Genomic DNA, 19,019 nt, shown 5'->3' with positions numbered 1-19,019 from the left:
AATGTTTTATATTTTGGAGAGAGAATGAAGTACTTTGTGGTCCCCGCTGTTGTGTTGTCAGGATTCGCGGTGAGTGCAGCGTTTGCAGTGAGTGATGACGTTGAACACTTTGTGAGTTTAGGTGTACTCGATGGTTATACCGCGTTGAGCGAGTCGGAGTTTACGCCTGCGGTCGGCTATCATGCCTTGATCGACGATAGGCATCGTTGGGGGTTAGGAGTGGCGCACAGTATGAAGTCAGACTACACGACTACGACTGGCTCTTATGATTATGTCTATAACTTCGACTCAAAGTGGGCAATTTTCGGAGGCGTATCGACAGGTTATAGCTTCGCCAAAAGGGATGATGGCTTGTTGGCTGGAGGTCAGTTTGGCTCAACTTTCGAACCGGTAGAGAACATGAAAATGGAACTCGGCTACCGAATTCACGACACATTGGATAACTGGAAAGACAGAGATATGTCGCGAATTGAAGGGATCTACTTCGGATTTAGCATGAAAGTGTAATTACTGGCGACAAACTGGATCGCCAGAAGTAGGGGCCTTTAAGGAACGTCGATACAGGAAAAGTTTACCGTAGTGGTTTGCATCTGCTCTTCAATGCGGTTGCTGATTCGCATTACCTGTGTTTCTTTACCCTGTGTCTGGCACAAGCTAGTCGCTGTGAGCATTGCATCACTCTGAGAGAGGGACGACTTTTCAACATTATAGGTTTTACTGACGGCGATCTCATATCGAGTAGGGCTGTTGCCGTTACTGAATGCTGTTGAAGAGGCGAAAAACCACCATGAAAGAAATGCGAGCCGGAACATAATAATCCTCTGTACGACGTTATTGACCGGCAAATTTTAATGGTGACTTCACTCACTAAGGAGTAAGGCAGTTTAATGCTTATACATGGATAACGCTTAAACTGGCTTACGCATAGATCAACTTATGTTCGTTCTATTAATCCAATTGTTTGGCAATCAATCTCGCCATTATCTCAACTCCTTCTCGCCACTCTTTGGTCTCTTCTAGGTTGGCAACACTGAATCGAACACAATGTTTGTATTGATCATTTGTACCGAAAACCGTTCCCGGCAGAATACCCAATTTGTGCTCTAAACAGTCTAAATAGAGCTCATAACTGTCGAACGAATCGGGCAAGGTTAACCAAATCAGAAACGCGCCTTCCGTGCGGGATAGGTGATAGCGCCCTTTGACTTGCGGGTATTGGTTTAGTGACTCCGTGAGCGCTGTATGAAACTGTTTATAGTTGGTTTGATAGAGGCGTTTCATCTTAGCGATATGACTACGATATCGACCTGAAGTTAAGAATTGCCCAACGGCAGACTGCATTAGATTCGAGCTGCCCATGTTGTCGCACAGAAGAAACTTTTCAATCTGTGGTTGATATTGTCCTGAGAGTAGCCAACCTATGCGCAACCTAGAATCGAGTGTTTTTGATAGTGAACTCACATAGATCACGCGACCATCTTTATCGAGCTCTTTTAGGCTTGGCAGCGGTGCATCGTAGGCTAGGCTGCCAAATACATCATCTTCAATAATGGGCAGCTGTTTTGTGATTTCTAACAGCGCCTTTCTGTTGTTCAAAGGCATGCGAGAACCGGTTGGATTAGCAAAGTTGGGCGTCACCAGTACAGTTTTGACCGGCCATTTCTCAATTGCGTCTTGTAGGGCGCTAATATCAATTCCGGAATGAACGCTAGTCGGGATCTCCAGTGCTTTAAGTCCCAATGACTCCAGCAGCAGTAAGTTACCAAAGTAACATGGTGACTCGACTGCCACGACATCGCCCGGTTCGGTTAGTGCTCTCAGTGCGAGGCTAATCGCTTGTTGAGCGCCATGCGTGATGGCAATCTCATTGGCGCTGGCAGGGACGCCAATGTCTTGGGTGATCTTAAGGATCTGTTTCACCAACTGGTCATCGCCTGGCGGCAACTGGTAGTAACCGGGTAACTGAGTTTGAAGGCGGCTATGTCGGCCTATTTCGGCATAAAGGCTGCGTATCGCTGGGTTATTGACATTAGGGTGTGCAGAGCCAGTGAGGAGTTTGAGCTTGCCATCTGGGCGTGACAGCACGGAGCGAGTGACTGATAACAGATCCACCTTCTGTGGGCGGCTGTTTTTTTTGAGAGTAACGAGTTCGAGTTCCTGCACTCGATAACCAGATTTAGGTACAGAATAGATGAGTCCTGTCGCTTCCAGCTCTTGGTAGGCTCTAATGACCGTGTTTTTGCTCATGTTAAGCTGTGTGCTCAGCTGGCGAATGGAAGGGAGACGATCATGCACGTGTAAAATCCCATCCTCTATCTGATTCTTAATGTGTTGCTCTACTGCCAAGTACTTATTGATACTCACCTAATTCTCCCTAACCGCAAAAATCTGTAACCATCTAAAACATTCAAACTGTATCTTTAATCTGCATCTGTACCCAACTAAGGTAACAGTATTGTTGAATCGTTGACCAGAGTTTTGTCGTGTTGATTAAATTTATCCCCTTTGTTTTCGTTATTTTATGGTCGTCCGGCTTTGTCGGTGCGCGGTTTGGTTTGCAGTATGCGGAGCCTGCGACCTTACTGTCTCTTCGTATGATCGCCAATGTCCTGTTGTTCGTGCTTTTGCTTGCACTGCTCAAACGCAAAATGCCTCGTGGCAGCGCGTTCTTTCATAGTTGTGTGGTTGGCATACTGATTCATGGCTTCTATCTTGGTGGGACTTATCTAGCGATTGATATGGGCATGCCTGCTGGCTTAAGCGCGCTTTTGGTTGGCCTGCAGCCAATACTAACTGCCATCATGATTGTGACGTTTACTGTTGAACGCTTTAATTGGGCTCAATGGTTGGGTTTGGCGCTCGGCTTTTCTGGCATTAGCTTGGTGCTGATGGGCAACATCGAGTGGCAGTCAGATGCTCATAAAACAGAAGCGGTGTTGTTGTGTGTTCTCGCCTTGGGGGGCATTACGTTCGGTACGCTTTATCAGAAACGTTTCTGCCAAGGTGTGGATATGGTAGGCAGTGCGATGGTGCAGTATTTTGCATCAGCCATTTTGTTTGTGCCTTATGCGATGAGTTTTGAGACTATGCAGGTCAACTGGACCGTGGAATTTTCATTAACCATGGTTTGGCTAGTCGTCGTGTTGTCTTGTGTGGCGATTCTGCTGCTGCTCTACATGGTGGAACACGGTGCTGCGTCGAGTGTTGCTTCTGTGTTTTACCTCGTACCTCCGACAACCGCTGTTCAAGCTTGGTTGATGTTCGGCGAGTCTTTTGATTTTTACGGTGCTTTAGGTTTTGCGTTGGCTGCGATTGCGGTTTATCTGGTGGTTAAAAAGCCAAACTTATCATTGGAGTTGAAAAGAAAGGTTCAAGCAAGACTGTAGACAAAGCGACCAAAGAAGAGTGGATAGTATGCACCAACAAAAAGAGCCCGTCGTGGGCTCTTTTAGTTTCTGAGGTCGACCTCAGGGGTAAACCTTTAAGAGGTTAGCGTTACGCTTTTCTCATTAAGCAAGCGTAAGCTGTTGTGAATGGCGCTTCTTGGTACTGCTTTAGGCCAGTCTCTTTGAACTTCATCATCAGTGGGTTGTGCTTTAGGCTCTCTTTGATTGTCGCTGGTGCTACAACTTCCACATCTAGGCCATCGATCAGTTGGATAGCCGCTTCTAGTTTGAAGCCGTGACCACCACCTGCAAATTTGCCTTTAGTTTGACGTTGGCGAATTACAACCTTCTCAACTTGGTAATCTTCCATCAGTTTTGCGAAAGAGAACTGGAAGTCTTTCATTTTTTGCGTGTCATTTGCATCGCTGATTGCGACTTTAGAAACGCGGCAATCAGGGATGTTGAACACACCATCTGAAAGAGAAAGTAGACAAATGATCGCATCATTACCTTTGATTTCAACGCCACAAATTTTCATGTTTTTACCTATTGATTTAACAGCCGTACATTATGGGTTGAATTGTCCTATATCGCCAGTGAATTGCGGGAATTAGGTGTTGTTATTTGGTTTGCGTGTTTACATCTGGATGAGTTGTAAGCGAACGAATTTGCGACAACGTTTGCTATGAGATGAACTTCACAAATTCGTGGCGCGAATTAATCCGTATACGATATATTATATGAATACCATTAAATATCGTACGGTTTAAGAGGACCAATGAGCATCAATAACCTTTCCATCCGCAGTAAGATCGCAATTCCGCTGCTGGTGATCGTCGCCGTTTTTTCTGCAGTCACCATTCTAAATGTGATTAAGTCGAACCAACAGGCCGCGATCAATCACGAACTTAACAATGTCGTGCAACCTGTATTAGAGAATCTAGAAGACGGCTATCGCGATATCTACCAAGTTATCTCTGCGGCACAAGGGCTTTTGTTAGCGAAAGATCAGGCGTCGATCGATTACCAGACGTTTGAGTTCAAAGACAATGCTTATAAAGCCGTTCCACGCTTTGAGAGTGTACAGAAGCTGTATGATGCAGGCGTCCTCGAACGCTCGTCTCGAAATGAGTTGACCAAGTTGGTCTCTTCAATGAGCCGTTGGGTTGATCTTCATGAGCCTATGTTTGCTGATCCAGCAAATGCCCACGCTTATAATCGCGAATTTACGCCTGTGCTTGATGCCGAGTTTGAAACCATCCGTAACCAGCTTTGGACTGTTCGTTCGTTAATCGAGAAGAAACAGGCTGAGCTTCGCCAGCAAGCGAATGATTCGATTGAATCCAGCAAGATTGTTATCGAAGTCGGTATGGGTGTCGCGATTCTGGCCGCATGTTTTGCCCTGTGGTTATCAAATCGTTTTATCGTTAAACCTATTCAAGATGTTGAGAAAGCGATGATCGAAATCGCGTCTGGTGATGGTGACTTGTCTCAGCGTATGAAGGTTGAAGGCAGTGATGAAATTGCGCGCCTGAGTGCTGCATTCAATGAATTTGTTGGCAAAATCCATGTAACGGTTGAGCAAGTTATCTTTGCTTCAAACGCTGTTCGTTCAGAGATGGAAAACATTAAATCTTTGACTCAGAGCGTAGCGGAGTTCTCGGCTAACCAGCAGCAAGAGAGTGAAGTGGTTGCAGCGGCGGTACATGAAATGCAAGCAACCAGTGCCGCAGTAAGTGGTAACGCTCTGGACGCTGCAACCGCAAGTAATACTGCGACGCGCGAAGTTGAGTCAACGAACAGCACTCTAGCGTTAACTGTCGGTTCGATTGAACGCTTGGCAAGTGACATTGAGAATGCAAGTGGCGTGGTACATAACCTTGATACAGATGTGAAAAGCATCGCTTCGATTCTGGGTGTTATCAAAGGTATTGCCGAGCAAACCAACCTATTGGCTCTGAACGCGGCGATTGAAGCGGCGCGTGCAGGCGAGCAAGGGCGTGGTTTTGCTGTGGTTGCAGACGAAGTTCGTGCACTGGCAAGCAAAACGCAAGACAGTACAGGCGAGATTGAATCCATGATTGAACGCCTTGAACAAGGTGCGAAGCAAGCTGTTAGCGTGATGACTGAGAGCAAAGAGAGTGGTGAGAAAACCATTACTCAAGCAGAAACTGCAGCAACGTCACTGGCTGAAATTAGCAGTTCAATTGGAATGATGAACGAGATGAACACGCAGATTGCAACGGCAGCGTCTCAGCAATCTCATGTCTCTGAAGAGGTCAATCAAAACGTTCAACGCATTGCTGAAAGTACCGCTCAGATGGTAGAAATGGCAAGCAGTGCTGAGAATGCATGTATGGCTCTGGCAGAGCAGTGTGAATCACTCGACCGACTAGTATCTCAGTTTGAAGTGTAGTTGTTGAAGAGACTTAACTGATAACAGATTAAGCGACCTGTTATGAAGGTCTAAACTAAAAAAGCCCGCACTTACTTTTCAGTAAATGCGGGCTTTCCTATTTAGTCTCAACAAACTTAGCTGCTGCGACCATCTTTATAGGTGTAGCGATAATCGACAGTGATAGCCGCTTGATAATGCACATCACCACTCATATTGGTGATTTTCTTCACTTCCATATTGGCATCATCAATCTTAAACGAATCATATTTGGTCGTGTTTCTAAACTGAGGCAGTTCTCTTGAAAGTTCAAAAGAACTCTTTGTGCTTAACTCTTCCATAAGGTTAGCTCCTGCATCGTATGCTTCCGCTTCGGTAACAAATGTATCTGACTTGAGCGTTGTTTCTAGAATTGCTGTTTTAGTTGCTGCAAACGCTGTTGTGCTTAGAACAAGTGTTGATGCAAGTACGATTAATTTCTTCATAGGAATACCTTACTTTTTGTGAACACCAATGTTTCGGTGCAAAACCAAGATACCAACGAAGTGGTAGGACAAGTGTCAGGGGAGATGCTGTATTTGTAAGACAAATGTAAGAATTGTCGATGAATGTCAGAGAAGCGTCCGAGCAATAAATAGGCGATTGAAAAGCGGGTTATCGATAGTGTCGATGCGTGAATCAAGATGACTTAAATGGGTTAATTCAATAGACTTAGCAGTAGATAACATCAATAACAGGTAATCGTATGGCGAATTGGGAAGGGGTGAGTGAGTTTGTCGCGGTGGCGGAGCGTGAGAGCTTTACTGGAGCTGCACGTAAACTATCGACCTCTGTTGCACAAATAAGCCGTCGTGTCGCCAGCTTGGAAGAGCGACTAGCCGTTAAATTGCTCAATCGAACCACACGTAAAGTGTCTCTCACTGAAGCGGGTCAGCTCTACTATCAACAATGTAAGCAATTGGTGGAAGGGCTGGAGTTAGCAGAGCTTGCAGTAACGCAGATGCAATCGACCCCCAAAGGTCTTTTGAAAGTCACAGCGCCTGTCACTTATGGTGAACGTCAGCTTGCGCCTTTGCTGCATCAGTTTTTGACTCAGTACCCTCAAGTCGAGCTTGAGTTGATGCTAACTAATCAAAAGTTAGATCTCATTGATTCAGGGGTCGACGTTGCTATTCGTTTAGGACGACTGGAAGATTCTAGCCTGGTTGCCAAACGCCTATCTCAGAGGCAGCTCTATGTCTGTGCAAGCCCTGAGTACATTGAGCATTATGGCGAACCACATACTTTATCAGAGCTTGCTAATCATCAGTGTTTGGTTGGTGGCTTTGAGCATTGGCGATTTAAAGAAAATGGCCAGCCACGATCGGTACGTGTTAATGGCCGAATTAAATGTAACAGCGGCTTAGCACTTCTCGATGCCGCAAAGCAGAGCATTGGTTTAGTGCAGCTACCTGAATACTATGTCAGCGATGACCTAGAATCGGGAGAGCTGGTTGAAGTGCTGTCGGATTTCCGAGATGACAAAGAGGGGATCTGGGCACTCTATCCTCAAAACCGTAACCTCTCTTCTAAAGTTCGCCTGTTGGTGGACTTTCTCGCTGAGAATCTAGATTGATGAAAACTCGCCAAGTCACGGAACAAGACTCGAGATTAATTCGAGACGTGTTTCGTGGTCTTGAAGAGCACTATGGTTGGTTTGACTGGTGGCCGACCAGCGATCCGTATCAGATCATGATGGGGGCGATTCTGGTTCAAAATACGAATTGGAAGAATGCCGAAAAGGCGCTCGATAACTTAGGTAAAACGATCACGCCACAACAGGTTGCCGCAATGGAACTTGATACGCTGGCACAAGCCATTCGTTCCAGTGGTTACTACAACCAAAAGGCTCTAAAACTTAAGGCAATGACGCAGTGGTTTGCTCAATACGACTACGATATACAAACTCTACGGGCTCAAGAAACGGACGTTTTGAGACAGCAACTGCTTGCGGTGAAAGGCATTGGTGGGGAAACCGCAGACGCAATCTTGGTTTATGCCATTAAAAAGGCATCATTCGTGATTGATGCGTACGCGAGAAGAATCTTTGAGCGAAACGGTTTGGATGTTCCTAAGTCTTATGAGAGGTTTCATGATTTGATGGAAGCTGTGATTCCACCTGATACTAAGACCTACGGCTATTACCATGGCTTATTGGTCGAGCATGGTCAGCAGTTTTGCCACCCCACGCCCAAATGTGAAAAATGCCCCTTAGCTATTCGTTGCAAAGGAGCACTTTTATCTCATTAGTACAGAAGTAGCGATAATGAAAAGTGTCGAATTATCGCTTTGTTACGCTGTTTCTTTCGATGTCCAATTAAGGTTCAATCTCGCCAATCGAGTATAAAACCAGCTCATCAGGATTGGTGCCTTCCCCAAGAGTATGGATATCCTCGCCATCTTCTTTTAGCTGTTGAATGCACTTCATCGCTTTGGTCTGTTCAACACCGATAATGGTCATCATCTCTGAAGCAGAAACACCATATTTTGTTGCGATGAGTAGCTCTTTAACCTTCTTCTTATCTGAATTGAACATTGATAGTCCCCTTATTTCATCAAGCCCTTACTCAACTGAGCAAGGGCATTGATTTAAATAGTAGACTAAACAGTGAATCGATCGACTAAGTGGTACAACTCATTCGCACGATCATTCAGGTTCTGACTGCCAGCACGGTTTTCATTGGCTAGTGTTGCCGATTGAGAGCTTGAGTCCGAGATAACCACCACGCGTTGTGAAATCTCTTGGCCAACAATGTTCTGCTCTTCGGTCGCAGTGGCGATGAGAGAGTTCATGTCCATGATGGTATCAATCGACTCCTGAATTCGCGCCAGCGCCTCAGCAGCTGCGTTCGCTTCTTCTACCGTTTGAGCACTGCGGTTTTGGCTAGAATCCATCGCTTTAACTGCGGCATCCGAAGCTGCTTTTAATTGCTCGATCATGGTGTGGATTTCACCGGTACTCTCCTGAGTTCGACTTGCGAGTTTACGAACTTCGTCGGCAACTACTGCAAAGCCGCGACCTTGTTCACCTGCACGTGCCGCTTCGATAGCCGCGTTCAATGCCAGTAGGTTCGTTTGCTCGGCAATGTCTTGGATAACCGCGAGAGAAGACGAGATGTTTTGCACATCACCTTCAAGCTGAGATACGACAGTGTTCGCTTCGGATACCTCAGAGGCCAAGCCTGCCACAGATTCCGCCGCCGCGTTTACAATCTCTTGCGCTTCACGTGCGTTGTTCTCTGCCTGCTTCGCGGAATTTGCCGCTTGGCTTGCGTTGCTTGAGATCTCTTGAGCCGTGGTTGTCATTTCTGTCATTGCGGTAGCCACTTGCTCTGTCTCTTCGCGTTGACCGTTTGCCAGTTCATCTACTTGAGCGGCACGAGCTGACATACTATTCGTTTCGTTTACCACTTGCTGGCCAACATCACTCACGCTGCGAATAATGGTTTGAAGGCTTGCAACAAACGCGTTGAAGTTGTCACTTAGGCGAGCAAATTCAGGGGCACGGAATGGCTCCATACGAGCAGTCAAATCGGCCTCGCCACTTGCAAACGAGCTGATAGAGCGATCCAGCTGTTCGATGGGCTTCATAATGGTTCGGTTAATACCTACAGCGAAGACAGCAACGATCGCGGCGATCAGGCCACAGAACAAGCTGATCGCTGTGATTGTGCTCTGAAGTGCTTGGTTAGAACTCGCTTCCATTTCAGCGATGACGGCATCAATGTCATCGGTGTAAAAACCCGTACCAAGCATTAAGTCCCACTGAGGAATGAAGACGGAGTAGCTCAGCTTTGGTAGCGCTTCGGTCTCGCCTAATTTAGGGAAGTAGTAAGTGGTAAATTGTCCGCTCTTCGAGTTTCGGATCAGGTCTTGAATCAGGTAGTTGCCTTTTTTATCCTGCAGATTGAAGTAGTTTTTCCCAATACCATCGGTGCTTTGACCAACCACAACACGCACACCTTTAGAGTCGTAACCAAAGATGTAACCTGACTCGCCATACTCGAGCTGACGTAGAGTCGGTAGGGCCTCTTCTAGGGTCGCACCTCGTTGCAAGAAGGGGGCGATCGATGATTCAGCCATTTGCAGATAAGACTTCAACTCTTTCTGCTTCATTTCCATCATATTGGTGCGAGTAGAGTTGACCTGCTCAGCGGTGAGTTCGGTTGTCTTTAGATAGCTTACATAAATCATCCCCAGTGTCATAAAGAGTAAAGGGATAAAAGACAAAATATAGAGGCGGTTTTTGATGGTTAGACTCATAAAGACTTCCTACTGCAGAGATATTGTTTTTTATTAGGTCACAAGACCGATTGAACAGATGAGCTTTGCGACACACTGCTCAAAAAATGGTACATATCGTTTTACAGTATTTGTCTGTTTAAAAAATGTAAATGCGCCATTGGTCTAAACGTTACGTTTGCATAGTTTTGTTCTATAAATTTGACAGCGGTTAACTTTTTGCTGAATGTGTGAGCAACATGTCACAAGAAATTGCGGGAAGTAAGGGAAAAAATGAAGAACTATTGGTAGAGCTTTTGTGAATAGATAAGCATATTTACGTGCGTATGCTCATAGCATAAGAGTTGATATAGATGCAGTGTGAACGGTTTATTTGAGTGAATTAAATGACCTTTTTCACTGTAGTTAAAATGATAGATAAAAATAATAAGAGCCAATAACTGTTATTGACTCTTAATTAAGCCAGCTGACGTTGTCGTCTAATTATAGTAAGCCAGTTTTAGTTTCAGTGCTTTGTTCGCTATATGTGTAATCTGAAACTTTGCCTTTCTTATCCAGAGTGATGTAAAGCACCTGAGTTTCTGAATCAACACCAGAGAACAGGAACCCAACAAATGGGATGAAAGATGCTGGATTGCTAGATGCACTAGAATAGTTATAAGTCAGCTGTTTAGAGCCATCTGAAGAGAAACCGGTCGATGTTGGTTCGCCTAGCATGTCGATTAGTTGCTGTTCAGTCGTTTGGCCTTTCTCAACCTTGCTGATGGTCTCGTTGTCCATCTTAGTACCTTGTGAAGCACACGCTGTTAACATAACAGCTAGTAAAAGTGCAGAAGCTTTTTTAAACATAAATACCTCTCTGTGAATGTTTCGGGTACTTTCTTAAAAAATATAAAGTGCTTCAAGATACGAGAAATACAGAATAATCCATAAAATAAATTGAATATATTACTTGTAGTGTTGTATTGCCTTTTCATTTTATTTGTGAGCTTTTGTATTTATAACTTGAATGATCAACAGTTGAGCACTTCTCGTTTAATAAGTGTTCTTTATTAATCCGTTTGTTATTTATTGTATGGGTATAGAAAATGATTATTGCAATTGAATAGTTAAGGTAAATAATTGGATTCGTGTAATTAAATTTAATCAGTAAACTGTTTGTTGTTTATTTGACCATTTACCATCAATGCGACAAGGCTAAGAATGGCTTTTGATAGAGGTTGCGCTTTGCTAGAATGCGGCGCTCTGTGACAATCCAGTCACGCCGTTATTGATTTGAGTGAGTACATTCATGAAGAAAAGCCAGGTGACGATTGGTTTAACGAATCCTAAAAGCCCAACCAATGTTGGTGCTGTAATGCGAGCTGCAGGCTGTTATCAAGTGGATGAAGTTAAATACACTGGTCAACGTTATGAAAAAGCAGCCAAATTTCATACTGATACCAAGAGTGCAACTCGCAATATTCCACTGGTCGGGGTTGATTCATTTCTCGATGACCTTGACCCAGAGACAAAGATTGTGTGTGTTGAACTAGCAGAAGGCGCGACGCCGCTACCAAGGTTCCAACACCCAGAGAACGCTATCTACATTTTTGGTCCAGAAGACGGTTCGATTTCTCAAGACGTTGCAGATCGCGCTGATCATGTTGTGTATGTACCGACGGTTGGTTGTATGAACTTAGCGGCAACGGTGAATGTACTTCTTTACGATAGATTGGCTAAGTCTGATGATATGGACGAAAGCAACGAACTTATTAAAAAGAGCCGAGATAACCGCAATCACCTTCTAGTGAAAGAAAAATAGCAACAACTCGAGCTGTTGTTGATTCATGTGTTATCTAAGTGATTTCTTAGCGGGTATGATGTGAGCACACTCTCCTCCGATGAAAGGCTAGATAACACATGGAAGATGAACAACTTCTTACGGCTTTAAAACACCAACCTGTCCTTGACCTCTATTCGCTCTATCAATCCCTCGAGCACAGAGGGACCTTATACTCATTGCTTGAAAAACTCGCTTCACTCAAAGACCAACACGCACTCGATACTCAGTTAAGCCCTTTGAAACCGCATATTGAAAAGGTTTTGGCGCAGTTTGATGACCAGACACCGGATGCCGTGATCTTGGAAGCAGTGACCAGACAATCTGAAATTCAACAGCGAGGACACAGCATGAGTCGCTATGTACTGACGTCGGACAACCACCGTCATTTTACGCCCCAAGCGGATTTGGTGGTATTTGGAGACTCGATTACGGAGTGGGCACCTTGGGCTGATATTTTCCGAGACGTATCTATGGTGAATCGAGGTTTAGCCGGAGATACAACCGCAGGCATGCTAAGACGAATAGACACGACTTTGAACGTTAACCCCAAGCTGATCTGCTTTATGGCGGGTATTAACGACTTTGCCCAAGGCTACTCTGTCGATCAAGCTTTCACAAACTATGTCGAGATCGTAGACACATGGCTCAAGCAAGGAATTAAGGTCGTTGTTCAATCAACGCTTTTTGTTGGAGAAAGCCTTCAAGGTTTGAATACTCAAGTTGAAGAACTGAACAGTCTACTGAAACGCTATTGCCATGAGAATGGGGTTCAGTTCTTAGATGTGAATGAAGTTTTGGCGCCCAATGGCGTGCTATTGGATGATTTCAGCTGCGATGACCTGCACCTGAATGCCAAAGCTTATCAACAATGGTCAAGCCTACTTGTACCGGTTGTGCATCAATCATTATCCAGCGATTAAGCAGAAAACCTTAAATAGTTAGCACATAAAAAAAATCGGCTAACTCATTATGGCGGGGAACCATATTTGAGTTAGCCGATTCGTTTAATCAGCATTGCTAGCTGGTGATTAGCCAGCTAAATAGGCGCTAATACGTGTCGTTGATGCTGTTGTTGAGACTAGGGACACTTTGAAGCCATAACTTGCAGTGGCTTACCTGCATCGTCAAACTTCAAGCTCCAAACATACTTACCGCCGTCACGGATGGTAACAGCTGTATCTTTACCATAACCGCCTTTGGTTAGTGCCGTCTCTTGGCCTAGTTTGATATTCAGGCCATCAGCCGTGTACTGCGGAGACCAAGATTTAGACGCATATTGCATGCGGTAGCTGCCCGGTTTCTCGTTAGTCACAACTTGATAGGTATTGTCACCACGATAGGTAAAGGCTCGACCTTCTTTGTGTTTCCAGCCAGAGTCCGCGAAGTTACCTACGACGTATAGCTTGCTGCTTACTGGGCCCGCTTCAGATACGACAGGGTTATCACACTGAGCCATAAAGCCTTGGCCAGAGGTTGGAGCGCTCACCATCGCCGCAGCGACAGGTCCCGCAGCACTTGGTTTATCTACGCTCAAGAATCGACCTTCAAATGGTGCTAGCTCAATTTGGTAGCTGTCACCGGATGCTGCGATTTTGTCTTGAGTGAGCAGGTCGCTCAGTCCAGCGTCAGAGCCAGATTGTTTCTTCGTGAGCTCTAGCGTGTATGCCTTGTCAGTGACGTTAATGGCATAGATAATCGCTTCGTTGCCGGCACCTTTGTGGTCGACGTAAACGGATTCGTTAGCAAGTAGGTGAGTTCGTTTACCTTGAGACAGCGCCGGGTGGTTCTGGCGAAGTGTCATCAGAGTTGTCACATACTGCTTGAGATCTTGCTCGCGAGCATTGAGGTCAGCTGTTACCCCTTCGACTTTACCGCTAGTACGCGCCACGTGGTCATCACACAGTCCTGGAATAGCACAATCTTCCCATACTTTGTCAGCAAACCCATCTAGCTGATCACCAATCTCGTCACCGTAGTAAGTGGTGATTGGACCTGTGTAAGCGGCTTGGAATGAGAAAGCTGCTTTGTATCGTTGCCAGTATTCATCGTCTTCTGGTGAAGCGATATCGCCACGTTGCAGTAAATCACCAAAGCGCACTAAGTCGTGGTTACCAATCATAAGGTTTGGTTTTGCGTGGTCTGGGTAAAGTGAGTGCAATGACATGCCTTCTGCTAGCCATTCACCGCCTTTGCCACCAACACCGGCTTCGTTTACAGCAAGCGTCTCTGTTAAGCGGTAACGCACAGGGAAGTCAAACGCAGAGCAAAGTGCTGGAGAACTATTAGTACCATAGCCTGTTTCGATAATGCGGTTTTCTCCCGCCCAAATCTCAGCAACCATGTAGCCAAGCGGATTAACGGTTTCACCCTCTGAGTTTACGTATTCAACTTCTGCAGAAGCGACATCGACACTCTCACGAATTTCTGCCCATGCGTCTTTTGGTACTTGATACGCTTGGTCAAGACGCCAACCATCAATCTTAAGTTCCTTGATCCAGTAAGTCGCGACCTCTTTGTAGAACTCTAAACTCTCTGGGTAAGCAACAGGGTTGTTCTCGCCTTGCGGAAGTTTACCAGTCGGAGAAGGCGCAACATTTCCTTTATGGTGCCCAAATACGCCATCAAAGAATACGTATAAGCCGCGAGCGTGCGCCTCTTCTACTAGCTGTTTAGCTTGCTCTAACGTACCGAATCGTGGGTCGATACTGAAATAGTCGGTGGCGAAGTAGCCCGTTGCATCGAGTCTATCTGCCCAATGATCTTGTCCTGCAACAGGCTCAGAATTGAAGATAGGTGTTAGCCAAATACCATTCATTCCCAGCGATTGAATGTAATCGAGTGAGTCGATGATGCCCTGAATATCGCCTTTATGGTGGCTAGTGCCGTAACCGGTACCGTGACCGATAGAGTCATCGCCATTCACAAAGCTTTCGACCATTACTTGGTAGATACGCAGGTCGTTGATTTCTGCGCTGTGTGTGGTTTGACATTGGTAGGCATTGAGGTCGACCTGCTCAGAGGTCTCGGTTGTAGACTGGCATCCAGCTAAGAGTGCGAAAGAAACCGCTAAAGCCGTCGTAGTTAGGGTGCGTTTCACGTTCAAGTCCTTATTATTGTGTTTTGCTTCATTATTGACCAAGTGAAACAGAGGCAAATCATCCATAAATCAAAGGGCTGAGGATGAGAAAAAGGGCTGAGAGATCTCAGTCACAATAAATTTACATTTCACTGCCCGGAATATGATTTGGTGCAAAATTATTCACCGATAAAAGGTATGCAGTTGAGTAAAAATAGTTTGTTTGAACGCTTTTCAAATAACCCTCGACCTAACACAATTTTGGTTCTGTCTACGAGGTCACTCTCTGTTATCGCAAAATGCACAGTCTGTACTTTATAAAAGAATTGTTATGGTGTTTTATGTGAAATGTTAATGGTTGTGGGCGATTTCATTGTTTCTCTAAAACAATACGCTTGGTTGGCGTGGCTTATTTAACATCCTAACTCTTTGAATCATTGACGCTTACTGTGAATTGTTCGATAAGAAAGAGTAAAGAATGTGAGTAGTGATTCTTCCCAATTTGTAGACGATGAATATCGCTTTGAGCCCACGTTGCGGGCGAAGTTTTCACGTCGAAGGTGGTTCAATTGGAAAGGCATTGAACTGCGTTTGGTGTTGGCTTTAGCGATGCTGTCGATGACGACGATCTTTCTTTCGGTCTTTTCTAGTTTCACTTTTGATATTCTCAATCAGCGCCTTGTTGAGCTGAAAGAGCAAGAGATCCCTGCGCTCGACAATGCGGCTCGCCTGAACGACAGAGTCAGAGAAGTCATCACAACCTCTTCCCAACTCAGTGGTGCTGAATCCAACCTAGAGCGCCAACAAGCGATGCTGCGAATTGAACAGGCCATTTCGGAGATGAAAGGCATCATGGTTCAATTTCCCGACTACCACTCTTACTTCAAGGATCTTATCTCACAAGTTCACAATAGCTTGAGCTTGCTCTATCAAAGTGAAATAGAGTCGCAGCAGCTCAACAAAGAGTTACGTAACCTGCTAGAAGGTTTCTATCCATTGCTCCAACAAGCCAGTGACGCACTCGATGATCTCCCTCAATCGAGTAAGCAGCAGATTGATTTCGCCCAACTAAAGGCACTGCTCTACTATCAACTGGGTTTGGTCGAGAAGCTCTACAACGATTCTAGCTTCAATGAACTCGATTACACTGGATACCGTCTAGAGCAGGTCGGTGAAGAGTGGTGGGGTATTTGGGCGAGTGGCGATCTAAGGAGTGAATTTCCTGAGCTGGATGAGCAACTGATGGTGATCTACAGCTTGGCCTCTAATACAAGCACTCTGTACGAGTTAAAAAATAAGGCGCTCGATCACCGTTATCAAGAGATGTACTTTTTACAAAATAGCCGAGAACATCTTAACCAGCTCACGGTTCAGATTGAAAGCCACACCAGCAAGGTGAATGGCAATATCGATCAATCCATTCAACAAGCTCAGCAGTCTCTGCTTTCAAATCAGCGACTGTCTCTGTTTCTCTCCCTGTTTAGCGTATTAGCCGCAGCGGCGATATCTTGGTTCTATGTGCGAAAGAGTATTTTAGAGCGCCTCTTGCAACTAAAAGACAACATGTTCGCTATCTCTACTGGGCATCTGGATACCGAAGTCGCGATTCGCGGTCGCGATGAAGTGACGCAAATGGCTAAGTATTTAAGAGTGTTCCAAACCACCGCTAAGGTTGTGAAACAGACCAATCGTAAGCTCGAAGCTGAGGTTATCGAGCGCACTATTGCTGAAGAGAAATTGCGCGTGACCCAAGACGAGCTGATTCAAGCAGGTAAGCTTGCGGCTTTGGGGCAGTTGAGTGTCGGCATTACACATGAAATCAATCAACCTCTGACTGCAGTAAATAGTCATGTTCGCAGTGCACAGTTGTGGTTGGAAAAAGAACGTCCGGATAAGGCGGTGAACAACCTGCAGAAGATCGAGACATTACTAGAGAAAGTCGCAGCGATTACCCGTCACCTGAAAGCATTTTCGCGTAAGAGCGATGGCAAGCTAACCAGTGTTGTACTGAACGATGTGATTAGCGATGCGATTGACTTGTTTGAGACTCGCCAAAGTGGAGTCAACATTGAGTATTCACCACATCGGTCATTGTTGGTTCGAGCCAATAGTATCCGTTTAGAACAAGTCTTGGTGAATCTAATTAGCAATGCGTTAGATGCTATCGAGCACAAAGAACAACCTAAGTTAATCATTTCTACCTCTGAGCACTCAGAGACCATCGAAGTATCAGTCAAAGACAACGGTTTAGGTATTCCTCAAGAGGATCTCCCGCACTTGTTTGACCCATTTTATTCACGCAAAAGTTCTGGAAAAGGGCTCGGACTTGGTTTGTCCATTGCTTACAACATCATAAAAGACTTTGGTGGCTCGATTCACGTTGAATCTCAAGAACACCAAGGTACAACTTTCATCGTCACTCTACCAAAAGGCACACACTCATGACCCAAGACAACCACATTATTTTGATTGATGACGAACTGGACGTTGTCGAAGCGGTGAGTGAAATGCTTGAGCTCGAGGGCTTCAACGTCACCAGTTACACCGACCCTAACCTGGCACTCAAGTCGTTGAAGGGAAGCAGCCAGTCTGTGGTTTTGAGTGATGTTCGAATGCCGAAAATCGATGGGTTGAGTTTGGTTAGCGCGATTCAACACCGAGCACCGAACGTACAAGTGTTATTGATGAGTGGTCACGGTGACATACCTATGGCGATTGAAGCGATGAAGCTGGGTGCGTTTGATTTCTTAGAAAAACCATTAGATACCAGTGAGTTGGTAGGGAAGCTCAATCTCGCACTAGCGCAATGTCAGAGCAGCAACCCCCAAAACTCTGGTGAGAGTGAAGAGAGTGACCTACCAATCGAGTCTGTCGTTATCGGTCAATCAAAGGGCATGGAGAGTATTCGCAAACAGGTTCTCGCTTTAGCACATACAGGTGTGGATACCATAATTAATGGTGAAACGGGTACTGGTAAAGAGGTGATAGCAAGGGCGCTTCATCAATTTAGCCGACGAAAAGCCAAACCGTTTGTAGCGATTAACTGCGGCGGTATGACAGAAAGCATCATTGAGAGTGAACTGTTTGGCCACGAGGCAGGCTCGTTCACCAGTGCCAATAAAAAACGCATTGGCAAAATAGAGCAGGCGAGTGGTGGAACCCTATTCCTTGATGAAATCGAAAGTATGCCTATCGCGGTGCAAATCAAATTGCTGCGAGTGATTCAGGAGCGAACCATTGAGCGTGTTGGCGGGAATGAACTGATCCCTGTTGATATTGTTGTGGTTGCGGCAAGCAAAGCCGATCTCGCTAGCCTGAGTGAGTCGGGTGAGTTTAGAGCCGATCTTTTCTATCGCTTGAATATCGCTAGTCTGAATCTGCCGGCTCTACGCCATCGTAAAGAGGATATTCAACTGCTGTTTCGACACTTTGTTGTTCAAGCTAGCCACAAATACAAGACTCGTCCATCGACAATTTACCCTGAGCAGATCCAGCAGTTGTGTCGACATGAGTGGCCGGGCAACGTGCGTGAGCTCCGTAATGTCGCAGACCGTTTTGTGTTGGGTATTGTGGGTGATGGTTTCGATCTGCAATCGCCAAGCTGTGAATCGACCAGTGGTGAATTTGCATTTGAGAAACAGATGGAGCAGTACGAGCGTAATGTGTTAACAGAAGCTTTGATAGAGAGCGCTGGCAACATCAACGATGTGTCTAACAAGCTTAACTTACCGCGTAAAACCTTGTATCGAAAGATGAAAAAGCATCAGCTTGATAAAGAGAGTTTCAAAATATAGTCGTTCAAAACATAGTTCGTTCCAAACATAGTCAGGGTGAAAAGGATAAAACTGATAAGACAGTAATGACCCATTTAATTAATCAATAAATTAATATCCACTTCAAGTGTTTGTAATATAAGGTTTTTAACATTTGGCACAATGCCTGCACTAAACCATTGCGGCATAAAGCCATTGCTGCGTATAAGCATTATGGTTTAAGCCGCAGGCAGGCTATCAGTCTCCTTATTGCATCCGTATCTTTTATTGATGAGCGGAAGCG

At 45.3% G+C, this 19,019-nt stretch carries 17 protein-coding genes; 9 read left to right on the top strand and 8 right to left on the bottom strand.

The window, feature by feature from the left end; genetic code table 11:
• Positions 1 to 24: 24 nt before the first annotated feature.
• Complete coding sequence (locus KI743_RS04005; RefSeq protein WP_285465188.1) at positions 25 to 507, top strand: hypothetical protein; 483 nt, start codon at positions 25 to 27, stop codon at positions 505 to 507.
• A gap of 38 nt (positions 508 to 545) precedes the next feature.
• On the opposite strand, the gene KI743_RS04000 is transcribed toward KI743_RS04005, so the two are convergent.
• Complete coding sequence (locus KI743_RS04000) at positions 546 to 812, bottom strand: hypothetical protein (protein ID WP_285465185.1); 267 nt, start codon at positions 810 to 812, stop codon at positions 546 to 548.
• Between the two features lie 136 nt (positions 813 to 948).
• Positions 949 to 2,364, bottom strand: coding sequence for a PLP-dependent aminotransferase family protein (locus KI743_RS03995; protein WP_285465183.1), 1,416 nt, complete (start codon positions 2,362 to 2,364; stop codon positions 949 to 951).
• Positions 2,365 to 2,483: 119 nt separating this feature from the next.
• Between KI743_RS03995 and KI743_RS03990 the strand changes: the two genes are divergently transcribed.
• Positions 2,484 to 3,386 (top strand): DMT family transporter, encoded by a 903-nt coding sequence (locus KI743_RS03990; protein WP_285465181.1) that lies wholly within the window; start codon positions 2,484 to 2,486, stop codon positions 3,384 to 3,386.
• A 109-nt stretch (positions 3,387 to 3,495) separates the two neighbouring features.
• On the opposite strand, the gene KI743_RS03985 is transcribed toward KI743_RS03990, so the two are convergent.
• Entirely contained in the window at positions 3,496 to 3,924 is a 429-nt protein-coding gene (locus KI743_RS03985; RefSeq protein WP_285465179.1) for a DUF3010 family protein, read from the bottom strand.
• Positions 3,925 to 4,164: 240 nt separating this feature from the next.
• On the opposite strand from KI743_RS03985, the gene KI743_RS03980 reads away from it, so the two are divergent.
• Entirely contained in the window at positions 4,165 to 5,802 is a 1,638-nt protein-coding gene (locus KI743_RS03980) for a methyl-accepting chemotaxis protein (protein ID WP_285465177.1), read from the top strand.
• A gap of 116 nt (positions 5,803 to 5,918) precedes the next feature.
• Here the strand turns inward: KI743_RS03980 and KI743_RS03975 are convergent, their stop codons facing one another.
• Positions 5,919 to 6,266 (bottom strand): DUF3316 domain-containing protein, encoded by a 348-nt coding sequence (locus tag KI743_RS03975; RefSeq protein WP_032553445.1) that lies wholly within the window; start codon positions 6,264 to 6,266, stop codon positions 5,919 to 5,921.
• A 260-nt stretch (positions 6,267 to 6,526) separates the two neighbouring features.
• Between KI743_RS03975 and KI743_RS03970 the strand changes: the two genes are divergently transcribed.
• Entirely contained in the window at positions 6,527 to 7,396 is an 870-nt protein-coding gene (locus KI743_RS03970; protein WP_285465174.1) for a LysR family transcriptional regulator, read from the top strand.
• Positions 7,396 to 8,070 (top strand): endonuclease III domain-containing protein, encoded by a 675-nt coding sequence (locus tag KI743_RS03965; RefSeq protein WP_285465172.1) that lies wholly within the window; start codon positions 7,396 to 7,398, stop codon positions 8,068 to 8,070. Before KI743_RS03970 ends, KI743_RS03965 begins: the two co-directional genes overlap by 1 nt.
• 67 nt (positions 8,071 to 8,137) lie before the next feature.
• On the opposite strand, the gene KI743_RS03960 is transcribed toward KI743_RS03965, so the two are convergent.
• The 3 genes from KI743_RS03960 to bamE all read right to left on the bottom strand — a co-directional run bounded on the left by KI743_RS03960 (position 8,138) and on the right by bamE (position 10,911).
• Entirely contained in the window at positions 8,138 to 8,356 is a 219-nt protein-coding gene (locus KI743_RS03960) for a hypothetical protein (RefSeq protein WP_285465170.1), read from the bottom strand.
• A gap of 65 nt (positions 8,357 to 8,421) precedes the next feature.
• Positions 8,422 to 10,083 carry a methyl-accepting chemotaxis protein gene (locus KI743_RS03955; RefSeq protein ID WP_032553442.1) on the bottom strand — a complete coding sequence of 554 codons (1,662 nt, stop codon included), beginning with the start codon at positions 10,081 to 10,083 and terminating at the stop codon, positions 8,422 to 8,424.
• A gap of 462 nt (positions 10,084 to 10,545) precedes the next feature.
• A complete protein-coding gene (gene bamE / locus KI743_RS03950) occupies positions 10,546 to 10,911 on the bottom strand; it encodes an outer membrane protein assembly factor BamE (RefSeq protein ID WP_285465167.1) in 366 nt (121 codons plus the stop codon).
• Positions 10,912 to 11,353: 442 nt separating this feature from the next.
• Here bamE and KI743_RS03945 point away from each other — a divergent pair, with 442 nt between their 5' ends.
• Together KI743_RS03945 and KI743_RS03940 are read left to right on the top strand one after the other, a co-directional pair.
• Positions 11,354 to 11,866 carry an RNA methyltransferase gene (locus tag KI743_RS03945; protein WP_032553440.1) on the top strand — a complete coding sequence of 171 codons (513 nt, stop codon included), beginning with the start codon at positions 11,354 to 11,356 and terminating at the stop codon, positions 11,864 to 11,866.
• Between the two features lie 98 nt (positions 11,867 to 11,964).
• Complete coding sequence (locus tag KI743_RS03940; RefSeq protein ID WP_285465164.1) at positions 11,965 to 12,807, top strand: SGNH/GDSL hydrolase family protein; 843 nt, start codon at positions 11,965 to 11,967, stop codon at positions 12,805 to 12,807.
• Positions 12,808 to 12,965: 158 nt separating this feature from the next.
• Here the strand turns inward: KI743_RS03940 and KI743_RS03935 are convergent, their stop codons facing one another.
• The gene (locus KI743_RS03935) at positions 12,966 to 15,026 is read right to left on the bottom strand and encodes an alpha-amylase family glycosyl hydrolase (protein WP_285465412.1); all 2,061 of its coding nucleotides are present in this window, start codon (positions 15,024 to 15,026) and stop codon (positions 12,966 to 12,968) included.
• A gap of 471 nt (positions 15,027 to 15,497) precedes the next feature.
• Here KI743_RS03935 and KI743_RS03930 point away from each other — a divergent pair, with 471 nt between their 5' ends.
• Positions 15,498 to 17,408: an ATP-binding protein gene (locus KI743_RS03930; protein ID WP_306416761.1), complete on the top strand. Its 1,911-nt coding sequence runs from the start codon at positions 15,498 to 15,500 to the stop codon at positions 17,406 to 17,408.
• On the top strand, positions 17,405 to 18,757 hold the full coding sequence (locus tag KI743_RS03925) for a sigma-54 dependent transcriptional regulator (protein WP_285465160.1): 1,353 nt from the start codon (positions 17,405 to 17,407) through the stop codon (positions 18,755 to 18,757). The genes KI743_RS03930 and KI743_RS03925 overlap by 4 nt, the downstream gene beginning before the upstream one ends.
• Positions 18,758 to 19,019 lie beyond the last annotated feature (262 nt).

The organism is Vibrio sp. D420a, assembly GCF_030248625.1.
GTDB classification, from domain to species: domain Bacteria; phylum Pseudomonadota; class Gammaproteobacteria; order Enterobacterales; family Vibrionaceae; genus Vibrio; species Vibrio fortis_A.
The sequence above is the reverse complement of the archived record's forward strand: the minus strand, read 5'-3'. Positions and strand labels throughout refer to the sequence as shown.